25 protein-coding genes are annotated in these 25,180 nt (G+C 45.8%); 11 read left to right on the top strand and 14 right to left on the bottom strand.

The genetic code is table 11. From position 1 onward, the window contains the following. Positions 1 to 88: 88 nt before the first annotated feature. Positions 89 to 1,105, bottom strand: a complete 1,017-nt coding sequence (fbp, locus tag OCU77_RS15170) for a class 1 fructose-bisphosphatase (protein ID WP_107303015.1) — start codon at positions 1,103 to 1,105, stop codon at positions 89 to 91. A gap of 185 nt (positions 1,106 to 1,290) precedes the next feature. Between fbp and mpl the strand changes: the two genes are divergently transcribed. Together mpl and OCU77_RS15160 are read left to right on the top strand one after the other, a co-directional pair. Continuing rightward, positions 1,291 to 2,649, top strand: coding sequence for a UDP-N-acetylmuramate:L-alanyl-gamma-D-glutamyl-meso-diaminopimelate ligase (gene mpl, locus OCU77_RS15165; RefSeq protein ID WP_048899419.1), 1,359 nt, complete (start codon positions 1,291 to 1,293; stop codon positions 2,647 to 2,649). Between the two features lie 14 nt (positions 2,650 to 2,663). Continuing rightward, positions 2,664 to 3,278, top strand: coding sequence for a flavin prenyltransferase UbiX (locus tag OCU77_RS15160; RefSeq protein ID WP_107303016.1), 615 nt, complete (start codon positions 2,664 to 2,666; stop codon positions 3,276 to 3,278). Between the two features lie 67 nt (positions 3,279 to 3,345). Here the strand turns inward: OCU77_RS15160 and OCU77_RS15155 are convergent, their stop codons facing one another. The 4 genes from OCU77_RS15155 to argR all read right to left on the bottom strand — a co-directional run bounded on the left by OCU77_RS15155 (position 3,346) and on the right by argR (position 8,308). Beyond that, the gene (locus OCU77_RS15155; protein WP_107303017.1) at positions 3,346 to 3,795 is read right to left on the bottom strand and encodes a universal stress protein; all 450 of its coding nucleotides are present in this window, start codon (positions 3,793 to 3,795) and stop codon (positions 3,346 to 3,348) included. Positions 3,796 to 3,852: 57 nt separating this feature from the next. After that, positions 3,853 to 6,438 carry a TRAP transporter permease gene (locus tag OCU77_RS15150; protein ID WP_107303018.1) on the bottom strand — a complete coding sequence of 862 codons (2,586 nt, stop codon included), beginning with the start codon at positions 6,436 to 6,438 and terminating at the stop codon, positions 3,853 to 3,855. Positions 6,439 to 6,566: 128 nt separating this feature from the next. Then, on the bottom strand, positions 6,567 to 7,538 hold the full coding sequence (locus OCU77_RS15145) for a TAXI family TRAP transporter solute-binding subunit (RefSeq protein ID WP_048899420.1): 972 nt from the start codon (positions 7,536 to 7,538) through the stop codon (positions 6,567 to 6,569). Positions 7,539 to 7,837: 299 nt separating this feature from the next. Then, on the bottom strand, positions 7,838 to 8,308 hold the full coding sequence (gene argR, locus OCU77_RS15140; protein ID WP_048899492.1) for a transcriptional regulator ArgR: 471 nt from the start codon (positions 8,306 to 8,308) through the stop codon (positions 7,838 to 7,840). 393 nt (positions 8,309 to 8,701) lie between these two features. Between argR and mdh the strand changes: the two genes are divergently transcribed. Next, positions 8,702 to 9,640 carry a malate dehydrogenase gene (gene mdh / locus OCU77_RS15135; RefSeq protein ID WP_048899421.1) on the top strand — a complete coding sequence of 313 codons (939 nt, stop codon included), beginning with the start codon at positions 8,702 to 8,704 and terminating at the stop codon, positions 9,638 to 9,640. A gap of 86 nt (positions 9,641 to 9,726) precedes the next feature. Here the strand turns inward: mdh and OCU77_RS15130 are convergent, their stop codons facing one another. Further along, entirely contained in the window at positions 9,727 to 9,918 is a 192-nt protein-coding gene (locus tag OCU77_RS15130; protein WP_048899422.1) for a hypothetical protein, read from the bottom strand. 183 nt (positions 9,919 to 10,101) lie between these two features. After that, positions 10,102 to 11,076: an octaprenyl diphosphate synthase gene (gene ispB / locus OCU77_RS15125; protein ID WP_107303019.1), complete on the bottom strand. Its 975-nt coding sequence runs from the start codon at positions 11,074 to 11,076 to the stop codon at positions 10,102 to 10,104. 279 nt (positions 11,077 to 11,355) lie between these two features. Here ispB and rplU point away from each other — a divergent pair, with 279 nt between their 5' ends. From rplU to folA, 7 genes are all read left to right on the top strand, one after another. Then, positions 11,356 to 11,667, top strand: coding sequence for a 50S ribosomal protein L21 (rplU, locus tag OCU77_RS15120; protein WP_048899423.1), 312 nt, complete (start codon positions 11,356 to 11,358; stop codon positions 11,665 to 11,667). Positions 11,668 to 11,684: 17 nt separating this feature from the next. Further along, entirely contained in the window at positions 11,685 to 11,942 is a 258-nt protein-coding gene (gene rpmA / locus OCU77_RS15115; protein ID WP_048899424.1) for a 50S ribosomal protein L27, read from the top strand. A 130-nt stretch (positions 11,943 to 12,072) separates the two neighbouring features. Further along, the gene (locus OCU77_RS15110; RefSeq protein ID WP_048899425.1) at positions 12,073 to 13,002 is read left to right on the top strand and encodes a DMT family transporter; all 930 of its coding nucleotides are present in this window, start codon (positions 12,073 to 12,075) and stop codon (positions 13,000 to 13,002) included. 85 nt (positions 13,003 to 13,087) lie between these two features. Continuing rightward, on the top strand, positions 13,088 to 14,260 hold the full coding sequence (gene cgtA, locus OCU77_RS15105) for an Obg family GTPase CgtA (protein WP_048899426.1): 1,173 nt from the start codon (positions 13,088 to 13,090) through the stop codon (positions 14,258 to 14,260). A 130-nt stretch (positions 14,261 to 14,390) separates the two neighbouring features. Next, on the top strand, positions 14,391 to 15,179 hold the full coding sequence (locus tag OCU77_RS15100; RefSeq protein ID WP_048899427.1) for a threonine/serine exporter family protein: 789 nt from the start codon (positions 14,391 to 14,393) through the stop codon (positions 15,177 to 15,179). Then, positions 15,179 to 15,652, top strand: a complete 474-nt coding sequence (locus tag OCU77_RS15095; RefSeq protein WP_048899428.1) for a threonine/serine exporter family protein — start codon at positions 15,179 to 15,181, stop codon at positions 15,650 to 15,652. The genes OCU77_RS15100 and OCU77_RS15095 overlap by 1 nt, the downstream gene beginning before the upstream one ends. A gap of 44 nt (positions 15,653 to 15,696) precedes the next feature. Next, positions 15,697 to 16,179, top strand: coding sequence for a type 3 dihydrofolate reductase (folA, locus tag OCU77_RS15090; protein WP_048899429.1), 483 nt, complete (start codon positions 15,697 to 15,699; stop codon positions 16,177 to 16,179). A gap of 114 nt (positions 16,180 to 16,293) precedes the next feature. Here the strand turns inward: folA and OCU77_RS15085 are convergent, their stop codons facing one another. From OCU77_RS15085 to lptD, 6 genes are all read right to left on the bottom strand, one after another. Then, positions 16,294 to 17,112 carry a symmetrical bis(5'-nucleosyl)-tetraphosphatase gene (locus tag OCU77_RS15085; RefSeq protein WP_107303021.1) on the bottom strand — a complete coding sequence of 273 codons (819 nt, stop codon included), beginning with the start codon at positions 17,110 to 17,112 and terminating at the stop codon, positions 16,294 to 16,296. Positions 17,113 to 17,120: 8 nt separating this feature from the next. Further along, positions 17,121 to 17,501, bottom strand: a complete 381-nt coding sequence (gene apaG / locus OCU77_RS15080) for a Co2+/Mg2+ efflux protein ApaG (protein WP_048899430.1) — start codon at positions 17,499 to 17,501, stop codon at positions 17,121 to 17,123. Between the two features lie 99 nt (positions 17,502 to 17,600). Next, positions 17,601 to 18,413 (bottom strand): 16S rRNA (adenine(1518)-N(6)/adenine(1519)-N(6))-dimethyltransferase RsmA, encoded by an 813-nt coding sequence (gene rsmA / locus OCU77_RS15075; protein ID WP_048899431.1) that lies wholly within the window; start codon positions 18,411 to 18,413, stop codon positions 17,601 to 17,603. After that, entirely contained in the window at positions 18,410 to 19,402 is a 993-nt protein-coding gene (gene pdxA / locus OCU77_RS15070; RefSeq protein WP_107303039.1) for a 4-hydroxythreonine-4-phosphate dehydrogenase PdxA, read from the bottom strand. The genes rsmA and pdxA overlap by 4 nt, the downstream gene beginning before the upstream one ends. Continuing rightward, positions 19,389 to 20,705, bottom strand: coding sequence for a peptidylprolyl isomerase SurA (surA, locus tag OCU77_RS15065; protein WP_048899432.1), 1,317 nt, complete (start codon positions 20,703 to 20,705; stop codon positions 19,389 to 19,391). Before surA ends, pdxA begins: the two co-directional genes overlap by 14 nt. Before the next feature lie 79 nt (positions 20,706 to 20,784). Next, entirely contained in the window at positions 20,785 to 23,184 is a 2,400-nt protein-coding gene (lptD, locus tag OCU77_RS15060; RefSeq protein WP_048899433.1) for an LPS assembly protein LptD, read from the bottom strand. 175 nt (positions 23,185 to 23,359) lie between these two features. Between lptD and djlA the strand changes: the two genes are divergently transcribed. Beyond that, positions 23,360 to 24,202, top strand: coding sequence for a co-chaperone DjlA (gene djlA / locus OCU77_RS15055; protein WP_048899434.1), 843 nt, complete (start codon positions 23,360 to 23,362; stop codon positions 24,200 to 24,202). A gap of 75 nt (positions 24,203 to 24,277) precedes the next feature. Here the strand turns inward: djlA and rluA are convergent, their stop codons facing one another. Next, positions 24,278 to 25,102 (bottom strand): bifunctional tRNA pseudouridine(32) synthase/23S rRNA pseudouridine(746) synthase RluA, encoded by an 825-nt coding sequence (rluA, locus tag OCU77_RS15050; protein ID WP_084711810.1) that lies wholly within the window; start codon positions 25,100 to 25,102, stop codon positions 24,278 to 24,280. Positions 25,103 to 25,180: the final 78 nt, after the last annotated feature.

Here is a 25,180-nt window from a genome sequence, read left to right as displayed (position 1 = left end):
TTGGAGAGGGTTGTAGGCGTTTCAGTGAAGATGTACAAGCTGCATCACACAGCTTGTACGAAATTATTTAAGACGTGATATGAGATGCTTAGTATTTTGTTGGGAACTCTTTGATGAACTCTTCAACTTTATGGACCATATTGGTCGAACCGACGAAGAAAGGAATACGTTCGTGAAGTTCGGTTGGCTTGATATCCATAATGCGGTTGGCGCCATCAGAGGCGATACCGCCAGCTTGTTCAATCAAGAAGGCCATTGGGTTGCACTCGTACAGCAGGCGTAGCTTACCGCTAGGGTGAGTTGCCGTACTTGGGTACATGTAAATGCCGCCTTTAAGTAGGTTACGATGGAAGTCCGCAACCAATGAGCCAATGTAGCGAGATGTATACGGACGATCATCTTCTGGCACATTTTCTTGGCAGAATTTGATGTACTTTTTCACGCCTTCAGGAAAACGGATGTAGTTACCTTCGTTAATCGAATAGATACGACCATCTTTAGGAATACACATATTTTCATGTGACAGGCAGAATACGCCAAGTGACGGATCATAGGTAAAACCATGAACACCATTACCTGTGGTATATACAAGCATGGTGGATGAACCGTAGATGATGTAGCCTGCCGCGACTTGACGGTGACCAGGCTGTAAGAAATCTTCTTGAGTTGGTGGGGTACCAACTGGTGAAACACGGCGGTAGATAGAGAAGATAGTGCCGACGGAAACGTTTACGTCAATGTTCGAAGAACCATCCAGTGGATCCATTAAAACAACGTACTTCGAGTTACGGTTGAGTTCTTTGTTGAACGCAACGGCTTCATCTTCTTCTTCACTGGCAACGCCACACACTTGATCGCGTGCTTCTAAAGCTGCTTTGAATTTATCATTGGCGTACAGGTCGAGCTTTTGTTGCTCTTCGCCTTGTACATTTTCACAGCCTACCGCGCCTGTAATATCAACAAGACCAGCCTTGTTGATTTCGCGGTTAACGATTTTCGCTGCAAGCTTAATTGAACCAAGCAGTGAAGAGAGTTCGCCACTGGCGTGGGAGAAGTCATTTTGTTTCTCGACAATGAACTCACCTAAGGTTCTAATATCGGACATACACAATCCTTGCATCAAGTTGTCATGGGGGGCTGAAAACTCAGGTACAATGTCTCTATTGGACAATTTTGTACGTGTTTCGGCATTAATGCCTCGTATCCAATTGTATATAAAGATCTTTTTTATGGTAACGAAGTAACGCAAAAGCGTGACTTCACATTTTTTAAGTTTGTGAGTCGACAATTATGCATATCCATATACTAGGAATCTGCGGCACTTTCATGGGCGGTGCGGCCTTACTTGCGCGTCAACTTGGCCATAAAGTCACTGGGTGTGACGCCAATGTTTATCCCCCAATGAGTACATTGCTAGAATCTCAAGGTATTGAAATAATTCAGGGTTATGACCCTGAACAGCTCAAGCCGGCCCCTGATCTAGTCGTGATAGGTAATGCAATGAGTCGCGGTAACCCTTGTGTGGAATATGTGTTGAATCACAATTTGCGCTATACGTCAGGCCCACAGTGGCTGCAGGAGTTCTTACTGCATGATCGCTGGGTAATGGCGGTAGCGGGTACTCACGGTAAGACAACAACAGCCAGTATGTTAGCGTGGATCCTTGAAGATTGTGGCTATCAACCAGGATTCTTAGTTGGTGGCGTGCTTGGAAACTTCGGTATTTCCGCGAGGTTAGGTGAAAGCATGTTCTTTGTGGTTGAAGCGGACGAATACGATAGTGCTTTTTTCGATAAACGTTCTAAGTTCGTTCATTATCGACCACGAACACTGATTATGAATAACCTAGAGTTCGATCACGCAGATATTTTTGATGATTTGAAAGCGATTCAGCGTCAGTTTCATCATTTAGTGCGAACTGTGCCGGGAAATGGCCGTATTTTAGCGCCGAGTGGTGTTGATAATATTCAGCAAACGTTAGATATGGGGTGCTGGAGTGAGCTGGAGTTCCTTGGCGACGATGGCCATTGGCAAGCCAAAAAACAGATTGCCGACGGTAGTGTGTTTGACGTTTATCTTGATGCGCAGTTGGTTGGTACAGTGAAGTGGGATCTGGTCGGCGAGCATAATGTGAATAATGCGCTAATGGCGATTGCCGCTGCGCGTCATGTTGGCGTGACACCAGATTTAGGGTGTGAAGCCTTAGCGACGTTTGTGAATACGAAACGACGTTTAGAGTTGAAAGGGACAGTGAAGGATATCACCGTCTATGATGACTTTGCTCATCACCCTACCGCAGTAGAACTGACGTTGGGCGGTTTACGTGCCAAGGTGGGATCTGAGCGTATTCTTGCTGTGCTTGAACCGCGCTCTAACACCATGAAGCTTGGTGTGCACAAGGATGATTTAGCCCCTTCGCTACACGCTGCTGATGAAGTGTTTTTATTGCAACCCGATAATATTCCTTGGTCTGTACAAGAGATTGCAGATCAATGTCATCAACCGGCATTTACCGAGAGTGATCTTGATGTGCTGGTGGCTCGTATTGTTGCCCAAGCGAAACCGAACGATCATATTTTAGTCATGAGCAATGGTGGGTTCGGTGGGATCCATGACAAATTACTTCATGCGTTAGCAGAACTGAAATAAAAAGAAGATGTAACATGGCCGATAAACGGATCACACTCGCGTGGACAGGCGCTTCTGGCGCTCCTTATGGTCTACGCTTACTTGAATGCTTATTAGCGGCGGATTATCAGGTCTATTTACTGATATCTTCAGCGGCGAGAGTGGTATTAGCGACCGAGCATGGCTTGAAGTTACCATCGGGCCCAGAAGCGGCGAAGAAAGCCTTGGTTGATCATTTAGCCTGCGATGCCACTAAATTAGAGGTTTGCGGAAAAGAAGACTGGTTTTCACCTGTTGCTTCAGGCTCTGCTGCCCCGAAAAAAATGGTGGTGTGTCCGTGCTCTGCCGGGACTTTAGCATCGGTGGCACACGGTATGTCGGATAACCTGCTAGAGCGTGCTGCTGATGTGGTGATGAAAGAGCGTGGGCAACTATTGATGGTGGTGCGTGAAACGCCATTTTCGACCTTACATCTCGAGAATATGCTCAAGCTATCCCAAATGGGGGTCACTATTATGCCAGCTGCACCAGGATTCTATCATCAACCGCAGTCGATTGATGATTTGGTCGATTTTATGGTGGCGAGAATATTGGATCACTTAGGCGTTGAGCAAGGGTTAGTGCCGCGTTGGGGCTATGATCACCGCTAAGCACATAGAAAAAAGCTCGCACCAGCGAGCTTTTTTATTGGATGGTCATAAAAGGGATTCGTGACGACTATTCGGTTACCAGACCTTGTGGTTTGAGTACCAACACATTGATGGGAGAGTTCTCAACCACTTTGGCGGCCACAGAGCCGAGCATGACCTTATCCAGTTTGGAGCGTTTATGGCTAGGCATTATGATAAGATCTGCTCCCACACGTGTTGCATTATCAATAATCGTGCTCCACGTCTTTCCTTCCGAAATATACTGATGGTGCAGTACTTCGTCGGGGATATATTGTTCAGCAAAGGCTTTTAGCTGGGCCTGAGCATCTTGACGCATCTTACGTGCAGCATCTTTAGGAAAATAGCTAGATACCATCGACATATGGATGCCGGGCAGTACGTTCAATAAATGGATAGTCGCATTACTTTGTTTTGCGTGCCAGACGGCAAGCTCAACGGCTTTATCCGCAAAGCCCTGATCATTGAGATCAACAGGAACCAAAATTTGTTTATACATAGTTAGTCTCTTTGCAAATAGCGTTGTCAGGGAAGACTGGCTTCCCTGACGTTGAGGTTATGCTGTTGTGGACGTTTGCGTTAATTGCGCCCGTCGATGTTGGTTCCATCCTAAAGCAACAAGCAAGAGTAAAGTGGGTACAAAGACCCATTCTTTCATCGGCCTAACAGCAGGCAGGCTGACTTTTGTGATCTCCCAATCAAAGTCGATGCCAGCTGCTTCTGCTGGGCTACCAAATTCGATCATATCGACCAACATCTTGTCACCTTCTTGACGAAGCATTAGTCCAGTCGATGCGATGCGATCATTTGGATTAACCGCGGTTTCGTCGAAAGGTAAGCGCACGTGTTTGCTGATCATTTTACCTTCTAGGTTTTCACCTGACACTTGCAGTTCGATAGGCTCGCCAATCGCCAGTTTATCTGCAGCATCGACGATGAGCGTACCTGGCATTTCATGTTTTGCAGGATAGACCATATCCCACCAGAATCCAGGACGGAACAAGGTGAAGGTGATAAGCAGTAGGGCTGCGACTTCCCACCATTTAGTCTTGGTAAACCACCACCCTTGTGTCGCCGCCGAGAAGGTTAGCATGGCGATGACAGCAGAGCCGACTGTGAGTAATAGGTGCCACCAAGTATCAATATTCATCATTAATAGCTGGGTATTGAAGATAAACATGAAAGGTAGAATGGCGGTACGAATATCGTAGGTGAAGCCTTGAATACCCGTCCTGATCGGATCTGATTTTGCGATTGCAGCGGCAGCAAAGGCCGCTAAACCGACAGGGGGGGTATCATCGGCGAGGATCCCAAAATAGAACACAAACAGGTGGACCGCAATTAATGGAATAATCAGACCATTTTGCGCACCTAGGGTGACGATAACTGGTGCCATTAAGGTTGAAACCACGATGTAATTTGCTGTGGTTGGAAGTCCCATACCTAATATCAAACTAATGATGGCCGTAAAGATCAGCATCAGAATGATATTACCGCCTGAAATGAACTCGACAAAGTCGGTCATCACTAAGCCGATCCCTGTGAGGGTAACAACACCGACGACCGTACCTGCAGCCGCTGTCGCGACCCCGATACCTATCATGTTGCGTGCACCAGAGACGAGGCTCTCTAATAAGTCGTGTACGCCTTCCATTGCGGCATCAGGCAAGCTTTTTTCTTTGTTAAACAATGCCAATAACGGGCGCTGAGTTAACAAGATAAAGATCATAAACACCGTAGCCCAGAAAGCAGAGAGGCCAGGAGAGAAACGCTCTACGGTTAAACACCATACCAGCACCACGATAGGCAGTAGGAAGTACAAACCTGATTTAACGGTAGGGCCAGGATCGGGCACTTCGGTTAACTCTTGATTTGGGTCTTCCATTCGGTGATCTTGATAACCAGCCGAGAGTCGAACTAAGGCCACATAAGCAATCATGATCACCACGGCAATCATAGGTGTTGCCGCAGCACCAAAGACATCTTTAGTCCAGCCCACCCCATAATAGACTGCCGCACTTAATACGATTAAGCCTAAGATTGTGCCTGTAAAGGACAACAAGCTTTGTGCCATAGTTGGCTTATAACGACGTGGTAGCCCTGACATACCGGCTTTACAGGCTTCAAGGTGAACAATATAAAGTAGAGCGATATAGGAAATTAATGCTGGCAGTAATGCCGCTTTAATCACTTCAACATAGGAAATCCCCACATACTCAACCATCAAGAATGCCGCAGCCCCCATAATAGGTGGCGTTAGCTGACCGTTAGTCGATGCCGCGACTTCAACGGCGCCGGCTTTGGTACCGGGAAAGCCGACTCGTTTCATGAGTGGGATGGTGAATGTACCCGTTGTCACAACGTTAGCGATGGATGAACCAGAAACGAGCCCAGATAGACCAGACGCGACTACCGCTGCTTTTGCTGGTCCACCACGCATATGGCCAAGCAAAGAGAAGGCGACCTTAATAAAGTAAGCACCAGCCCCTGCGCGTTCTAACATGGCACCAAAGAGGACAAATAAGAAAACAAAGGAGGTTGAAACCCCTAAAGCAACCCCAAAAACCCCTTCCGTGGTGAGCCATAAATGCGACATAGCCTTATTAAGGCTTGCCCCTTTATGCGCGATCACATCGGGCATGTGTGGGCCACCAAAGGTATAGAGTAGGAAGACTGCCGCAACCACCATAAGCGGTGGACCTAATGCACGGCGCGTTGCTTCGAGCAACAAAATCATCCCAGCGACAGCGACGATAATATCAGTTTGCGTCGGTGCGCCTGAACGCTCAGCAAGGCTGGTGTAGAAAATATAGATATAAGCAGCAGCAAAACTACCCGCAAGAGCAAGTAGCCAGTCAACAGCAGGAATATGATCTCGTGGTGAGCGTTTTAAGGCGGGGTAAGCCGTAAAGGCTAAGAAAATAGCGAAAGCTAAGTGAACAGAGCGTGCTTCTGTGTCATTTAGGATGGCAAAATTAAAAATAAATGGCAGTGGTGAAGCGTACCAAAGCTGAAACAGTGACCAGCATAGAGGTACAAACCATAAGATACGTCCAGCAAGCCCTGTTGGGTTCCTTGCCCCTGTATCTGCCTGCGCCACCATATCTTGCACATCTGCCGACGTTTGCGTTGTCTTCGTCATGCATCATCCTTCTTCGATGGGCTGATTTATTATTTGTGTTATTAATGTTGTGTTCTATAAAGCACTATGCGCCGCAGAGGCGGCGCATAGGTTGGCAGCAAGTGCCTCTTAACTTTAGTCGAAAGCGATTACTTTGGTAGGTAACCTTTTTCTTTGTAGTAGCGAACAGCGCCAGGGTGTAAAGGAATCGATAGACCATCCTTCACCATTTGCTCTGGTTTTAGATTCGCAAACGCAGGGTGTAGGCGCTTGAAGGTATCAAAGTTCTCGAAGACGGATTTCACAACCGCGTAAACAACGTCATCTGAAACATCGGTTGATGAAACCAATGTTGCTGCAACACCGAAGCTGTTTACATCGTTATCAGTGCCTTTGTACATGCCACCAGGGACGGTACTTTTCGCGTAGTAAGGGTTGTCTGCAACAATCTTGTCAATTTCAGCACCCTGTGCAGAAACGAGTTTTGCATCACAAGAGGTTGTAGCTTCTTTGATTGAACCATTTGGGTGACCAACCATGTAGATGAAGGCATCAATCTTGTTATCACAAAGGGCTTGTGAACGTTCAGAACCTTTTAATTCTGCCGCCAGTTTAAAGTCCGCATTGGTCCAACCTAGTACATCCATGACAACACCCATGGTCGCGCGATCGCCAGAACCCGGGTTACCAATATTGACGCGTTTACCTTTCAGGTCTTTAACACCATTAATGCCTGAGTCGGCACGTGCAATGATATTGAAGGGTTCAGTATGAAGAGAGAAGACAGCACGTAGTTTTTTATACGGGCCTTGATCCGTAAATTTACTGGTGCCGTTATAGCCATGATATTGCCAATCGGATTGTACAATACCAAAGTCCAGTTCACCTGCACGCATGGTATTAACGTTGTAAATTGATCCACCTGTTGATTCGACAGAACAACGCACTTTGTGCTCTTTACGATCTTTGTTTACAAGCTTACAAATTGCCCCACCTGTTGGGTAGTACACGCCTGTTACCGAACCTGTACCAATCGTAATAAACTCTTGGGCGTTAGCCATACCTGATACAGCAAATGCTGCAGCGATAGCACTAACTTTTAATAGTTGTTTCAATGCCATGTTTATCCCTTCCTAATTGTTGTTATCTTGCATGTGGAAATGCTTTCCATCGTTGGAAACGGCATCATTGCGAGATGCAAATCACGATGATAATAGCAAAACTAAACCATAAGTTTAAAATGATGTTAACAAAATTGCTGTTTGGTTAAGGGTTTATAACAAGTTGAAACAAGGGCTGCTGTGTGATTGACTTTAAAAATCAATATCTTGCATTGAGGTGGTGTCGCGAGGGGGATTTCGTTTGAATGTGAAGCGGGTCTCACTTTATAACTGGGTAGCTGGCTACCCAGTTATAGTATTTACTTACTGTAATCAAACAGATCGCAAACAGAGTTATACAGATCTTCGGTTGTAATAGTGTGAGTGGGTGTAATGAAAATCGTATCATCACCCGCAACAACACCAAGGATACCTTCTGCTTTACCTAAAGAATCCAACAAACGAGCAATCACTTGCGCTGCACCAGGACCTGTGTGGATAACCACTAAAGCACTGTTGTAGCCAACTTCCATTACTAATTCTTTAAGTGGGCTAGAGGTTGTTGGCACACCTAGCTCAACAGGAAGGCAGTACACCATTTCCATTTTTGCATTACGGGTTCGTACCGCACCGAACTTGGTTAACATTCGGGATACTTTCGATTGATTAATATTTTCGAACCCTTGAGCTTTCAGAGCATCAACAATTTCACCCTGAGAGCTGAATTTCTCTTCTTTCAAGATTGATTTAAAGGCTTTGATTAGACGTTCTTGCTTATCTGAATTGCGCATAATTTTTAGTATGAACAGGGACGAGGTAGCGTATTTTTGCATAAGCATGCCAGTTGTAGCAAACAGTGTTCATGCAAACTGATGTTCTAATCACTATTACGAAAAATTATTAATAGCATTCGGCTATATTCAAGCTCTATTCGTGTTGAAATCGAGACTTGAATCTCATTATAAGCAAGCCATATGGTTATTCATCTAGCACATTTTTTACACCTTATGCGTGACTTCGCAAACCAAGTGGTGTTTGATTGTATTTCTTTTAGGCTTGCTATAACGTTTTAACCAGATTAACTAATTGATCAGAAAGGATCGTTAAGAAGAGTCGTGAGACAATTAGTTAATGTGATTGATTTTGGTCTGAAAAATATACTTCTATCGTAAAGGAGAACGAATATGAAAGTTGCTGTCATTGGTGCTGCTGGTGGTATCGGCCAAGCGTTAGCTTTGCTATTGAAAAACCGCCTACCTGCAGGTTCTGATCTTGCTCTTTATGACATTGCCCCTGTTACACCTGGTGTTGCGGTTGATCTTAGTCATATCCCGACGCCTGTTTCAATTAAAGGTTACTGTGGTGAGGATCCAACTCCTGCGTTAGAAGGTGCTGATGTTGTTTTGATCTCAGCGGGTGTTGCGCGTAAGCCAGGTATGGATCGTGCTGACCTATTTAATGTCAATGCGGGCATTGTAAAATCACTGGCTGAAAAAATTGCCGTTGTATGCCCTAAAGCTTGTGTCGGTATTATTACTAACCCAGTTAACACCACAGTGGCGATTGCGGCTGACGTATTGAAAAAAGCAGGCGTATACGACAAGCGTAAACTGTTTGGTGTAACAACACTGGATGTTATTCGCTCTGAAACTTTCGTTGCTGAGTTAAAAGGCACTGAGCCATGCAATGTTCGTGTCCCTGTTATTGGTGGTCACTCAGGCGTTACGATCCTTCCTCTTCTATCTCAGGTAGAAGGTGTAGAGTTCACCGAAGAAGAAGTGAAAGCATTAACCCCACGTATCCAAAATGCGGGTACTGAGGTTGTTGAAGCTAAAGCGGGTGGTGGTTCTGCAACACTGTCTATGGGTCAGGCTGCATGTCGCTTTGGTCTTGCACTTGTTCGCGCACTACAGGGTGAAGAAAGCGTCGTTGAGTGCGCTTACGTCGAAGGTGATGGTAAGCATGCACGCTTCTTCGCACAACCGGTACTGCTTGGTAAAGAGGGTGTAGAAGAAGTGATGGATTACGGTAGCTTGAGTGCATTTGAGCAACAAGCACTCGAAAGCATGCTAGACACGCTTCAAGGTGATATCGCCAAAGGTGAAGAGTTCGCTGCGAAGTAATCGCTTTGGTTCTCTCGTTTGTTAATGAAAAAGCGGCGATTATGCCGCTTTTTTGTGCCTGCTATTTATGCCGACATGCGTGAGTATCAGTAGTAACGGTCACAGCCGGTGTGGAGTTGCGGTTGATCTGTGATCTCTTCACAAGAGACGCTGGATCGTTGATGATCGTTTTGGTTCTCTATGATCACAGTGTTATTGCTGGGATCGACGGCGATGATTTCAGCAATTTCGTGTTGATGCTCAACCCACATGCCTTGTTTTAAATCGCTTGCTTGCATGGTAGTTCTCCCGAGAAGATCTAAAAACACCCTAGGTATAGGTTATACGATCTGAGTGTAGTTGAGATCACAAGGATCCTGAGTCTGTGGCACTGGTAGACATGCATGGAGAGGAGAGTTAGCGGATTCACAAATAAAAAAGCCTGCATTTTAAGCAGGCTTTCTCGTTACAGGGCTTAGCGGTTATTTATTACGCTTCACCGCTAAGTGAGCGAGTGCGACCAAGGCTTCTTTGTAAGGTGACTCAGGCAGAGGGCTAAGTGCTGCAATCGCTTTGTCGGCTTCTTCTTCTGCGCGTTGCTGCGTGTATTCTAATGAGCCTGCTTGGTGCATACATGCCAAAATGGCATCAAGCTTGTCCATTCCATTCGCTTTTTCAATGGCTTCACGGATCATCGCCGCTTCTTGCTCATTGCTGCTGTTATGCATGGCATGTAGCAAAGGTAGGGTTGGTTTACCTTCAGCAAGATCGTCACCGACGTTTTTACCCATTTCTTTGCCATCAGCGATGTAATCGAGCACATCATCGATAAGTTGAAAAGCGGTACCTAAGTAACGGCCGTAATCTTGTAAAGCAAGTTCTATTTCTTCAGGTGCATCTGCAATGATTGCGGCAATTTGGGTTGCAGCTTCAAAAAGGCGCGCCGTTTTCGAGTAGATGACCTGCATGTAGCTGTCTTCGGTGGTATCTGGATCATTACAGTTCATCAACTGCTGAACCTCACCTTCGGCAATCACATTGGTGGCTTCGCTCATGATGTCTAGAATACGCAATGAGCGTAAGCTGGTCATCATTTGGAAAGAACGAGTGTAGATATAATCACCAACTAATACACTTGCTGCATTGCCAAATGCTGCGTTTGCCGTTTCTTTTCCACGGCGCATATCGGACTCGTCAACCACGTCATCATGAAGCAATGTTGCGGTATGGATAAATTCGACAAAAGCAGCTGCAGTTGTATGTTTTTCACCCTCGTAGCCAAGAGCTCGAGCGGCTAATACAGACAGCATTGGGCGAAGGCGTTTACCCCCACCACTGACAATGTAAAAACCCAGTTGGTTAATGAGCGCTACGTCGGAATTAAGTTGTGCTTGTATCTTCGCGTCAACTTCCGCCATATCTAAGGCGGTAAGCGCTTGGATAGCTTTAAAATCCATTAATACATCCAGCTAAAAGAGACCCCGCAAAGGCGGAAAGTTATTTTTAATTGATGTCCGAATCTTACACAAAAATGTGGTATCTTCCTAACCTCTAAGGGGGTGAATCACGTGACTTTCGTTTGTGAATAGCTTTTCGCCAATTTTTTTGTTTAATCGCTTGCCAGAAGATGTGATTTCACGTAACATTCGCGCCCTATTGATGACAAGATTAAGCGCATACCCATTGCCCAAAAATTAACCGTGGCAAGTGGCCTATGCGGAAAAGCGGAGTAAGACATGTACGCTGTTTTCCAAAGTGGTGGTAAACAACACCGAGTGAGCGAAGGCCAAACCTTACGCTTGGAAAAACTAGACGCAGAAACTGGCGCAAACGTTGAGTTTGACAGTGTTCTTCTAGTAGCTAACGGTGAAGAAGTTACCGTTGGTGCACCTTTCGTAGCTGGCGGTAAAGTAACAGCTGAAGTTGTTACACACGGTCGTGGCGATAAAGTTAAAATCGTTAAGTTCCGTCGCCGTAAGCATTCTCGTAAGCAAATGGGCCACCGTCAGTGGTTCACTGAAGTCAAAATTACTGGCATCAGCGCTTAATAACAGGAGAATAAAAAATGGCACATAAAAAAGCTGGCGGTTCTACTAATAACGGCCGCGATTCAGAAAGCAAACGCCTAGGTGTTAAGCGTTTCGGTGGCGAATCTGTACTTGCAGGTAACATCATCGTACGTCAACGTGGTACTAAGTTCCACGCTGGTACTAACGTAGGTTGCGGTAAAGACCACACTCTATTCGCTCTATCTGACGGTAAAGTGAAGTTCGAAGTTAAAGGTCCTAAGAACCGTAAATTCATTTCTATCGAAGCTGAATAATTTAGCCTCGTAATGAATATCAAAGCCCTGCCAATTGGCGGGGCTTTTTATTATGTCTGTATTTATGTGGAGTATGCGTTTTACTCTCTTTAGCATAAATATATGATGTAAATCACATTGAGAGGTCTGTATGTCGAGTAGAAACACGACAATAGGCATCGCTTTGGCGCTAACCACCGCGGTATTTTGGGGAGCGCTGCCCATTGCGATGAAGCAGGCTGTCGAAGTGATGTCACCTTTTACTATCGTTTGGTATCGTTTTCTTACGGCATCCATTGGACTTGGATTGCTATTAGGTTTTAAAAAACAATTACCTACACGGTTAATTGGTGGTAAAGGCAGTGTCGTTATTCTCTTATTAGCGAGCATTGGCCTAGCTGGGAACTTTGTTCTTTTCAATAGTGCGCTAGAATATTTACATCCTCCCGTTGTTCAAGTGATCATCCAATTAGCACCCGTGATCTTATTGATCTCAAGTGCATGGGTGTTTAAAGAAAAACTCGGGGTTCACCAGATTATTGGGGTCGGGTGTTTACTTCTTGGTTTACTATTATTTTTTAATGAGCGCTTGTTAGAGCTGTTCACTAGTTTTACTGGTTATACAGTTGGCGTATCATTAGCTGTGTTAGCCGCCTTAGTTTGGGTGGTATATGGGCTTGCCCAAAAGCAGTTGTTAAAGCACTACAGTTCAGCTCAGATCTTATTTATGATCTATGTGATCTGCGCTGTTATGTTGACCCCGATGGCGGAGCCTGAACAACTGTTATTAATGGATTCAAGACAGCTAGGCATGTTGATGTTTTGCTGTATAAATACGCTTGTTGGCTACGGTGCATTTGCAGAAGCAATGGCACGTTGGCAGGCATCGCAAGTGAGTGCAGTGATAACACTAGCCCCCTTGTTTACGATTATATTTGTTGATTTAGCTAGCCTTGTTTGGCCACAGTTTTTTGTGGCTGCACCTTTGAATATTCTTGGGTACCTAGGCGCTTTGGTTGTTGTGAGTGGTGCAATGTTTTGTGCTATTGGGCATAAGTTCATCCGACAGCGTAATGTGTAAAGGTTAGATACAATAGTTAATACAGGTAGTGATCGACGATAGGTCATCATTACTAGTAATTAAGCGCCACAGCGCGGAGAGTAAAATGAAGTTTGTAGATGAAGCGGTAATCCGCGTTGATGCGGGTGATGGCGGTAACGGTACTGTTAGTTTCCGTACGGAAAAATATGTACCTCGAGGTGGCCCTGACGGCGGTGATGGCGGTGATGGCGGTGATGTATACCTACTGGCTGACGAAAACCTAAATACCTTGATCGATTTCCGCTTCGAGCGCTTCCATGCTGCGGTACGTGGTGAGAACGGTCGTGGTGGTAACTGTACAGGTAAACGTGGTGAAGACCGTGTGCTATCTGTACCTGTTGGTACACGTGCTGTGGATGAAGAAACGGGTGAAGTGATCGCCGATCTTACCGAACACGGCATGAAAATCATGGTGGCAAAAGGTGGCTTCCATGGTTTAGGTAATACACGCTTTAAATCATCGGTTAACCGCGCACCACGTCAAAAGACCATGGGTACGAAAGGTGAAATTCGTCATCTACGCTTAGAGCTTCTACTGTTGGCTGACGTTGGTATGCTGGGTCTACCTAATGCGGGTAAATCAACTTTCATTCGTTCTGTATCAGCAGCTAAACCGAAAGTTGCCGACTACCCGTTCACTACTTTGGTGCCAAGCCTAGGTGTTGTTCGCGTAGGTGATGACCGTAGCTTTGTGGTTGCAGATATCCCTGGTTTGATTGAAGGCGCTGCAGATGGTGCTGGCTTGGGTATTCGTTTCTTGAAGCACCTAGAGCGTTGTCGTGTGTTATTGCACATGATTGACCTTCTACCTGCAGATGGTTCTGATCCAATTGAAAATGCATTTACGATTATTAACGAACTTGAACAGTACAGCGATAAGCTGTCGAATAAGCCGCGTTGGTTGATTTTCAATAAGGTTGATCTGCTTTCTGACGAAGATGCACAAACCAAGATCAATGAGATCTTAGAAGCATTAGCGTGGGAAGATAAGCACTACAACATTTCAGCGATTAATCGTACCGGTCTTCAGCAATTGTCTTATGACTTGATGGAGCTTATCGAAACCATGCCTGCTGAAGAGCTTGTTGAAGAAGCTGTCGAAGATAAAGCGGATTTCAAATGGGATGATTACCATACCCAGAAAATGAAAGAAGCTGAAGAAAGCGATGATGACGATGACGATTGGGATGATTGGAACGAAGATGATTACGATGTTGAAATCATCTACAAACCTTAATCTTTTATCTTGTCGATAAAATAATAAATGAAAGCCGCTCAGAGATGAGCGGTTTTTTTTGTGCCTAATCAACGTCTAATCTAATGCTTTGTATGATAATTTGCAGATAAAACTAGATTGAGGGAAAAGGATGCCATCACCAGAAATATCGTTAACAGAACCGCAGCAGCGTGAAATTTCACGCCTCGCCGTGGGCGCGGGCCAAAAATTGTTACAGCACGGGGCTGAAAGCACCTTGGTCATGGAAGTGACACGGCGGTTAGGGTTAGCGCTGGGGGTTGATAGTGTCGAAGTATCCTTATCTGCTAGCTCTATGGTGATTACGACTTTACATAAGGGACGCTGTATTACAACGACCCGACGTTGTCAGGATCGTGGGATCAACATGCAAGTGGTTACCGATATTCAGCGTATTTGTATTATGGCGGAGCGAGGGCTACTGGATCTTGAATCTGTACATGATCGACTCGAAGAAGTGCAGCCGATGCGCTATAACCGTTTCTTAGTGATTGTGATGATAGGTTTATCCTGTGCTTCTTTTAGCCGCTTAGCGGGTGGGGATTGGCCAGTGTTTGCCTTAACGTTTGTCGCTTCAGCTGTTGGGATGTTTGTACGACAAGAAATCGCACATGCGCATTTTAATCCCTTGGTGAATTTTGGTGTGTCTGCGTTTGTAACTACCTTGATTGCAGGTTTTGGGCAGGTGTATCACATAGGTGAAACGCCATTTCTTGCGATGGCATCGTCAGTCTTGATGTTTGTGCCTGGTTTTCCATTGATAAATGCCGTATCGGACATGGTGAAGGGGTATGCCAATATGGGAATCGCTCGCTGGACAATGGCGAGTTTGCTGACCTTGTCGACCAGCTTAGGCATAGTGGTGGCAATGAACGTGCTCGGTGTCTGGGGGTGGCTATAATGGATATTTCATCGTTATTACTCGCCTTATTGAATGACATGTTTTTTGCATCCATTCCTGCGGTTGGTTTTGCATTGGTGTTTAATGTGCCACAGAAGGCATTGAAATATTGTGCGATTGGTGGGGCGCTGGGCCATGGTTGTCGTTTTTTATTGATGCACTACGGCGTGCCTATTGAATGGGCGACTTTATGTGCTGCAACACTAGTTGGGATGATTGGTGTACATTGGTCTCACCGATTTTTGGCACACCCGAAAGTCTTTACGGTTGCAGCAATGATCCCTATGGTGCCTGGCGTGTTTGCGTTTAAAGCTATGATTGCCATTGTTGAAATTAACCATAGAGGTTATAACCCACAGCTATTGGCCGCCTTGATGGAAAATGGAGTGAAAGCCGTCTTTATCGTTGCTGCTTTAGCAATAGGGCTAGCCATGCCGGGGTTATTGTTTTATCGTCGTCGGCCTGTCGTGTAATCAAAGCGACTCGACTTGCTAGCAACCAGCTTAGAGGGAAAAAGATGAAAATCAGTATGATTGCCGCGATGGCTAATAATCGAATCATAGGTAAAGATAATGCGATGCCGTGGCACTTGCCTGCTGATTTTGCTTGGTTTAAACGCTCAACTCTCGGCAAACCGATTGTGATGGGACGTAAGACGTTTGAATCCATTGGTCGCCCACTACCTGGTCGTCATAATATCGTCATTAGCCGCAATGCCGCGTATCAAGCTGAAGGGGTCACGGTTGTCGCTGATATTGATGCCGCTGTGGTTGCTGCGGGAGATATTGATGAATTGATGATCATCGGTGGTGGCAGTATTTATCAAGCGTGTTTACCTATGGCTAACGCCTTGTATTTGACCTTCATCGACGCAGATATAGAAGGTGATACTTGTTTCCCTGATTGGGGAGCCAATTGGTCTGTTAGCCAAGAAGAGACTTATCAGGCAGATGACAAGAATGCCTATGACATGCGATTTGTCGTGCTTGAACGCGTATAAACTACGGCATGTATTCTTATCAAGGTGAGATATTTTAGATGATTAAAAAGGGTGAGTGCATACTCACCCTTTTGCTATCTATCACTTAACGATAGTTACTGGTTCTATTTTTCATTAGGCATACAGTGGGCATTCTTTGACGAAACGTTGCCCATCATCCCAGCGTAGTAATGTCATACTATTGCCCCACACACACCCGGTATCTAAACCGATCACTTGCTCATCTTCATGCCCCATCAGTGCAGCCCAATGCCCAAAAATAATTTTCTTGCCGAGAGGCTTGTCCCTTGGTAGCTGAAACCATGGAACTAACTCACCGATGCCTGCTTCTCCAGGAGACAGCTTGCACTCCATGTCGAGCCGGCCATCTGGGTAACAAAAGCGCATCCGAGTGAATGCATTGATGGTAAAGCGCAGCTGTTCCAATTCATTGAGAGAATCTGACCATAGTTCAGGGCCATCGCCATACATGTTTTGCAGTAGCCATAGGTAGCGCTTAGATTGGAGTATAGATTCAACATGGCGAGCCTGTTGGTGTGCCTGCGTTAAATCCCATTGTGCGGGGATACCAGCGTGTGCCATAACAAATGAATACTTAGGGTGCTCTGCTAACAATGGCTGTTGACGAAGCCATTCAAGCAGCTCCTGGCTGTCATCGGCATCGAGTATGGCTTGGGTTTTATCTTTAGCTTTACATCGAGCGATGCCTTCCGCCACGGCTAAAAGGTGGAGATCATGATTCCCTAATACCGTAATAGCACTTTTACCTAGGCTCTTAACAAAGCGCAATGTTTCTAAAGATTGGGGCCCACGGGCAACAAGATCACCCGCAAGCCAAAGTTCATCGTGGTTCGGATGGAATTGTGCTTGATCTAATAACGATAGCAAATCATCGAGGCAACCTTGAATGTCGCCCACGAGGTAGGTGGCCATAAGGCTCCTTAATGTAAAATATTGGGTATCGCGAGTCGGAAAGGTGCGACATCGGCGCTGAAGGTTTCACCCTCATCCGTTTGCATGGTATAGCGGCCTTGCATAACTGCGACTGGGGTTTCAATGATAGTGCCACTGGTATAGGTGTACTCATCGTTAGCCGTGATCAGAGGTTGTTCACCGACAACACCTTCCCCTTCAATGACAAGCTGCTTGCCGTTGGCGTCAGTGATTAACCAGTAGCGATTGAGTAGTTGAGCATTGCCTTGGCCAAGATTGGCGATGGTAATGGTGTAGGAAAAGACGAAACGTTGGTTTTCAGGTTCGGATCGTTCAGCAAGGTAATGTGTAGTGACGTGGCACTTTATTGTTGGATTGAGTGTTTTCATTGGCTTGCTTCCTTTCTCTTTGTATTTCATCTGTAACAGACAAAATACACGAATACCAAGAGGGTAAGCTGACAGCCTCATGAGAGGCTGCCGAATCCGTTATTTAGCGTGGTTGGCATCCAGCCAGTTCGCCATAGCAACAAATTGCTCTAACGTGATATTTTCTGGGCGGTGACCAGGGTTGATCCCCAATGCTTCCAGTTGCTCTACAGTTAGTAGGGCTTTGTAACAGTTACGAATTGTTTTACGGCGCTGGTTGAAACCTTCACGACAAACACGGTCTAGCCACTTAAGGTTAGTACATGGATGCGGGAGTGTTTCATATGGCGTTAAACGAACAACGGCTGAGTCAACTTTTGGTGCTGGTGTAAATGACTCTGGCGGTACTTCCAGTACAGGGGTAACCTTAGAGTAGTATTGTGCCATAACCGTTAAACGGCCATACGCTTTACTACCTGGGCCCGCAGCAAGGCGGTTAACCACTTCTTTTTGTAGCATGAAGTGCATGTCTTGCACGTGCTCATGGAACGAGAATAGGTGGAACATCAGTGGCGTAGAGATGTTGTACGGTAGGTTACCGAAAATACGCAGCTTGTTGTTTTCTTTGATTAGCTGAGTAAAGTCAAAACGCATTGCATCGCCTTCATTGATCGTTAGCTTATCTGCTAGATCTGGGTGATTACGTAGGCGCTCGGCTAAGTCTCTATCAAGTTCGATAACCGTAAATTTATCGACTAGTTTGCCAACCGGTTCGGTGATTGCACCAAGACCAGGGCCGATTTCTACCAAGTTTTGACCTGGAAGAGGATTGATTGCAGATACGATGCCATCAATGATAAAAGGGTCGTTCAAAAAGTTCTGGCCAAAGCGCTTACGCGCGCGGTGACCTAGGTGGACTTGATCGCTGCTCATGCTTGTTTTTCTACCAATTCGAGGGCGTGTGATAGCGCTGTCCAAAGGCTACCCGTGTCCGCCTGTCCAGTACCTGCGAGTTCCAGTGCGGTACCATGATCTACTGAAGTTCTGATAAAGGGCAGGCCTAACGTAATGTTGACCGAATTACCGAAGCCTTTGTATTTCAGCACCGGTAGCCCTTGATCGTGATACATCGCTAATACCGCATCGGCATCAGCTAAATATTTCTCTTGGAAAATTGTATCTGCGGGCAATGGGCCAATCAGATTCATATTTTCTTGGTGGCGCAGCTGTTCTAGCGTAGGGGTGATCACCTCGATCTCCTCCATACCTAAACAACCATCTTCACCAGCATGTGGGTTTAAACCACAGACATAAATATTCGGGCGCTCAATACCAAATTTAGTGACTAAATCACTGTGCAAAATACGGATAACATCTTTTAGGCGTTCTTCAGTAATTGCTTTTGATACGTAAGCTAAAGGAATATGTGTCGTAACGAGTGCAACACGTAATCCTTCTGTTGCCAACATCATAACGACTTGGGCCGTGTCTGACTGCTGGGCAAAAAATTCGGTATGTCCACTGAACGAGACACCCGCACGGTTAATCACACCTTTATGAACAGGACCGGTCACAACAGCGGCAAACTCACCACTCATACACCCTTGTGCTGCGCGCTCAAGCGTCTGCAGTACATAGTGGCCATTTTTCTCGTTTAAAGTCCCAGGCGTGACGATTTCAGCGAGTTCGCAGTTCGCGACAACCAAGGTACCGGCTTGATGCGGTTGAGCGGGTTGTGACGCGTCGTACTCTTTCAGCGTAATATCCAAACCGAGTTGGGCTGCACGTTCTACCATAAGCTGAGCGTTAGCACAAATAACAAGCTCATGTGGCCAACTCTGTTGTGCCATTGCTAGCACTAAATCAGGGCCGATGCCTGCAGGCTCACCAGGAGTAATCGCAAGGCGCTTAACTTCGTTCATCATCAGCGCCCTCGTTATTATCTAATTGTTCGATATACGCCCCTGCGCGTAGTTCTTGTAGCCAAGCTTGCGCTTCTTCGTTGAATTTACGGCTAAACAGAATTTGGTAAGCACGGTTTTTCACTGCGGCATCAGTGCGATCGACATTACGACGATCCATGACTTCAACGATGTGCCAGCCATGTACCGTTTTGAATGGTTCGCTGATCACACCTTTACTTAGTGCTTCAACTTTATCTTTAAACTCAGGTACGTAAATATCAGGTGTATGCCAGCCTAGCTCACCGCCATTGGCTGCTGAGCCTGGATCAGCACTGAGTGCTTCAGCGGCTGCCGCAAAGGTTTGATCGCCGGCTAGAATTGCCTGGCGTGCTTGTTCAAGTTGACGCTTAGCCGCTTCGTCACTTTGAATCACAGAGGTCTTCACCAAGATATGGCGGGCTTTTACTTCAGTAACAGAAACCGTTTCCAGCCCTTTAACATCATTTATCTTGATGATGTGGTAGCCAATGCCACTGCGAAATGGACCAATGATTGCCCCTTTACCGTGAGATTTAATTTCATCAGCAAAGATAGTCGGCATTTCTTCTTGGCGCATCCAGCCCCATTCGCCGCCTTGAAGGGCTTTTGGCCCCTTTGAGTAGCTATAGGCTAAGTTAGCAAAATCAGCACCGTTATTGAGTTCTTTTACCAGTGTTTTTGCTTGTTGTTCAGCATCGTCACGCTCTGCTTTATCCGCATCTTCTTCTACACGAATTTGGATGTGACTGACGTTGTATTGCACGCCTTGTAAGTTCTGAGCGTTAAGCTGATCGGCAAGGGTATCGACTTCTTGCGGCAAAATATTAATGCGGCGGCGTACCTGAATAGTACGTGCCTCACTAGCGGTAATATCACGACGCATTTGCTCACGGAACATGGCATAACTAATGCCACTTGCAGCTAGTTTACTTTGAAGCTGAGCCAGCGTCATTTGTTGTTGTTTCAGCATCTGCTGGATCGATTGATCCAACTTGTTATCGTCGATACGAATCCCAAATTGCTCAGCCTGCTGAATTTGCAGTGCTTCAATGATCAGTTTTTCTTTAACCTGTTCGGTGAGTATGTCAGTTGCAGGCAATGTTTGGTTTTGATCGGCGGCATTAAGACGTACTGTCTTCAGCATTGCATCTATGTCACTTTGTAAAATGACACTGTCATTGACTATGGTGACAACTTTATCCATTTCTGTTGGTGCAGCGAAGCTACTTGCCGCTGCGCCCCATATCATTAAGCCTAGTAGTGAGGACTTCCACTTCTTCATACTGATTTCCATGTTGCGCAGTGCGCGTAAATTTATTGTGATGTACTAATCGCTACGCGTTAGACACCAGAATACGTAATTAGTTGTTTAGGTTGAAGGGTTGACCGTAACCGATCGCATTTCCACTGGCGGTTGATGCACCAAAGCTGTTGACGCCAGCCAGCCCCAATAAGCTAAAAGAAATACTCACATTGCTGTCATAAGTTGGGCTTTCAAAGCGCACATCACCTCGAGAAACGAGATACTTGTTATAACCTATGCTAACTAGCCAACACGATGTTCGATAATTAAGGGCGATTTGACTCTCAATCATCTGGCTTTCGGTTAAATCATGGTAGTAGTCACCACGCACACTTAGGCCGCCATAAATAGGGAAGCCAGTAACAAGACCTGCTTGTGAAATACCGTTATTGGTGTATTTATCAATGTCGTTGTTATCTTTCAGGCTACTCTGAATGTATTCCTTAGATACGTAGCGATAGTTCATTTGAGTAAAGAAACTCGACTCACGATATTCTAAGGTTGAGTTGGCAAATTGAATGTCATTACTGCCCGCATCAAACTGCAAGCCACCATGGAAAAATAACCAATCATCGTAGTTAAAATCGGATTCTAACGCGGTTGCTGAGTAACTTGGTGCTGTAGTATTGCTACTACTATCAATATCGGCTGCGGCTGGATTCAGGTAGAAAATCTGACCAATCGAAAGATTGAAGCGTTCAACGTATTGGTTATCAAAATAGCGAGTGGATGCACCAACCGTAAACTGGTTGGCTGCAGCAATGCGATCGACACTGGAGTAACGCTTGTCACGGAACAAACCGTAATAGTCGGTTTGTAGCAATGTGGTGTCGTAGGCATCATAAATATTTTGCTGGTCGACATTTTGAACGTACAAATACTGAACTTGCGGCTCTAAACTCTGGGTGTAGGCATCACCCCAAATACTGGTGTTGCGCTCAAGGTATAAGCCAGAGTGAATTCGTGCACTTGGGATCAGACGAGACACACTCTCTTCTAAATTTTGATTAGCGGTTATATTTTTATCAAAATTCTGATTGTAATAGCTATACATGAGCTTAGCTTCAGAGGTGATTGACCACCAAGGCGTCGAATACGGCAGAGTTAATGTTGGCTCTAAGTGCAAACGATCCGCTGATGGTTTATTGGGATCATCATTTTCAAAGCGACTGATATGACTGTTCATTGAAAAGTCGAGATCGTATGGCAAATCAGGACGATAATAGTTTGCTTCCACTTGTGGCATTAAGCGGTAGTTTGACGATGTACCGGAAGTCAGTGGTTGGAAGTCTCTTACTCGTAATGTGGTATCCCAATTTTGTGTACGGTAGGACGCTTCTGCTGTTTGCAGTAGATTGTTATCTTCACGCTTACCTACGTTAGAGTCGAGATCGCTAAAATACGTGACATCGCTGACTTTGCTGTAATCTATTTTAAGTAACCAATGGCTTTGATAAACACCTGTATGGTTGATATTAAATGCCCAGCGACTGCCTTTTTCTGGGAACTTTTGGTCACTGCCTAGGTACTCGCTTGTTAGGCTACCTGCACCAAACACAGTTAAATAACGAAACTCTGTATTCAGCTGCAAGCCACGATTAGTCATGTACTTAGGCGTTATTGTCATATCGTAGTTAGGCGCGATATTCCAATAAAATGGCGTCTGTACGGTGAAACCATCGCGTGAGTTTAATTTAATATTTGGGTACAAAAAGCCCGTTAAGCGCTCACTGCCAACCGGTACGCGCAGATACGGTAAGTAAAAAATCGGCACATCCACGACTTCAAAACGGGCGTTGTATAAGTTCGCGAAGGGGGAATCGGTTTCGCGTTCAATACTGGTAGCAGAAAAACGCCAGCTTTGATCATCGGCAGGACAGGTGGTGTAGGTGCCATTTTTTAAGCGGTAATACTCCAAACCATCTTTGATCACTTTTTCTGCTTCACCACGACCAGGCTCACAGGTCATGTTGTAGACGGCATTCTCCATTTCGGAGTCTTCTGTGTCTAAATCACTTTCTAAGCGGTCTGAGTAGACCTCCATACCACCGTCATGAAAGTAGACGTTACCTTCTGCAGTAACGCTATTATCCGGTTGGTGATAGGTGGCAGTGTCGGCTGCAACGGTGCGGTGACCTTGTTTTACGACCACATCACCAGAGTAGGTGATTGCAATGGCGCTTTCTGCGGTCGCTTGATCGGCAGAAATGTGAACCGGTTGTTCATCTGGTTCACCTGTACGATTTTGTGGCGCGATACAGGTGCCTTTGACCATTTCAAGTTCAGATAGCGATACATCAAGCGTCTCAGGCTCAGGTCGCTGATCTGCTGATGAGGCCGCTTTCGTTGTATCGTTATTGGTCTTGTTCGTGGCTTGTGGATTGTCATCTGCCATCGCCGGTCCATAAAGGGCAAGGCTAATCATGGTTGCAAGTATGCTGCGGGAGGTTAATGACATTTAATTTCACATTCCTGTATTGAATTTTTGTTGCGTCGCGAATTGGTGGCGCTTTTTACAAGCATTCCCGATAAATGACAGCTATCATAATGCAAATTCTACTCGACAGCACGTTTTCGACAATGTTGTCGAGCTAAATATATTTTAAATTTAGCAAATTACCAGAGAGTATCGAATGCAGGTGTGGGGCAAAATACTTGGCGCATTTTTTGGTTTCCTTCTTGGTGGCCCTTTTGGTTTGTTCTTAGGTCTATTTTTAGGCCATAAGTTCGATAAAGCGCGACGAAATGTTTATGGCGGTGGATTCGGTGGTTTTGGTGGCAGTCAAGCGAGCCAAGCTGAACGCCAGGCCGATTTTTTCCATGCTGGCTTTGCGGTAATGGGACATGTTGCCAAAGCAAAAGGGCGCGTGACACAAGAAGAAATCCGTGTTGCGACGGCGATCATGGAACGTATGGGCTTGCAGGGTGAATCTCGTCGTCAGGCACAAAATGCATTTCGTGAAGGTAAAAATGATGACTTTCCGCTAGAAGAGACGCTGCAACGGGTACGTCAAAATTGTGCTGGACGTGCGGATTTACTGCAATTTTTCTTAGAGTTACAAATCCAAGCCGCGTTTGCAGATGGCTCGCTTCACCCTAATGAGCGTCAATTATTGCATGTTATCGCTCGCTACCTTGGCTTCTCTGAGCGCCAGTTAGAGCAGCGTCTTCACATGCAAGAAGCGGCGTTTCGTTTCCAGCAGGGTGGCTTCCATCAACAACAGCAAGGGGCTGGTGGCTTTAAGGCGCCACCAAGTAAAGACCAGTTGGCCGCAGCTTATGACGTGTTAGGTGTGAGCCCAACAGCATCGGCACAAGAGCTAAAACGTGCTTACCGTAAGCAAATGAATGAGCATCACCCTGATAAACTGGCCGCGAAAGGGCTACCACCAGAGATGATGGAGTTGGCGAAGCAAAAAACGCAAGAGCTTCAAGCTGCTTATGACCTGATCCGAAAAGAAAAGCACGATAAGTAATGTATCGAGTGGAATGTAAAACGGGCGCCCTATGTAAGGGCGCCCGTTTTTTTATGCTCTGAAGATTGTCATGAATCAATCAGATTTTGATTGCTCTCGCGCTAATAAAGCGCGCGCGACTAATGCTTCGTGAATTTTGCGCTTTTCTGCACGTTTAGCACGGCGTGACTGGCGCTCTGGCTCAACAGGGCGTGGCGCGTTCAGTGGTAGCGTTTGAATTGGCGCATCAGGATAAAAATCACAAGGTGCAAATAGATGAGTCGGCTGATTAGTTGCCGGATGGTAAAGGCAAAGTTCTGTTGCATGCAGATTTAACCGTGGCGACATTGCCTTGGCTTCATCATTGGCATAAAACTCATCCCCTATGATTGGGTGACCTAATGCCATCATGTGCAAGCGTAGCTGGTGGGATCGGCCTGTGATCGGTAATAAACGCACTAAGGTCGTATTATCAGGATTACGGCGCACGACATTGTAATGGGTGAGCGAGGGTTTACCGTCTGTGTGGCAGATTTTTTGCCGAGGACGGTTATGCCAGTCACAAATCAAGGGCAAATCCACCGAACCTTCATCTTGCTCGATATGCCCCCAAACCAGCGCGTAATAAACCTTATGGGTTAAGCGCTCACGAAATTGTGCGTGCAAGTCGCGTTCAGCCGCCTTGTTCAGCGCCATGATGATTAAGCCAGAGGTTCCCATATCTAAACGGTGCACAATATGCGAGTCGGGGTGATCACGGCGTACTCTACTGTAAATACTGTCGTTGTGTTCTGGCAGTCGCCCTGGGTTTGACAGTAATCCTGCGGGTTTGTTTAAGGCGATAAAGTCATCGTCTTGATACAAAATATCCAGCCAAGGGTCGAGAGGGGGATGGTAATCCAGTACTGGTAATGGGTTCATAGCATGCTCGATCTGATTATCCAGATTGGACGTGGTTTAATGTGTCTGTGATAAGGAAAGACCGTATCATGCAGGCAC

The sequence above is a fragment of the Photobacterium swingsii genome (assembly GCF_024346715.1).
In the GTDB taxonomy this organism is placed as follows: Bacteria; Pseudomonadota; Gammaproteobacteria; order Enterobacterales; family Vibrionaceae; genus Photobacterium; species Photobacterium swingsii.
Note: the sequence above shows the minus strand (reverse complement) of the source record. Positions and strands in the feature narration are given on the sequence as shown.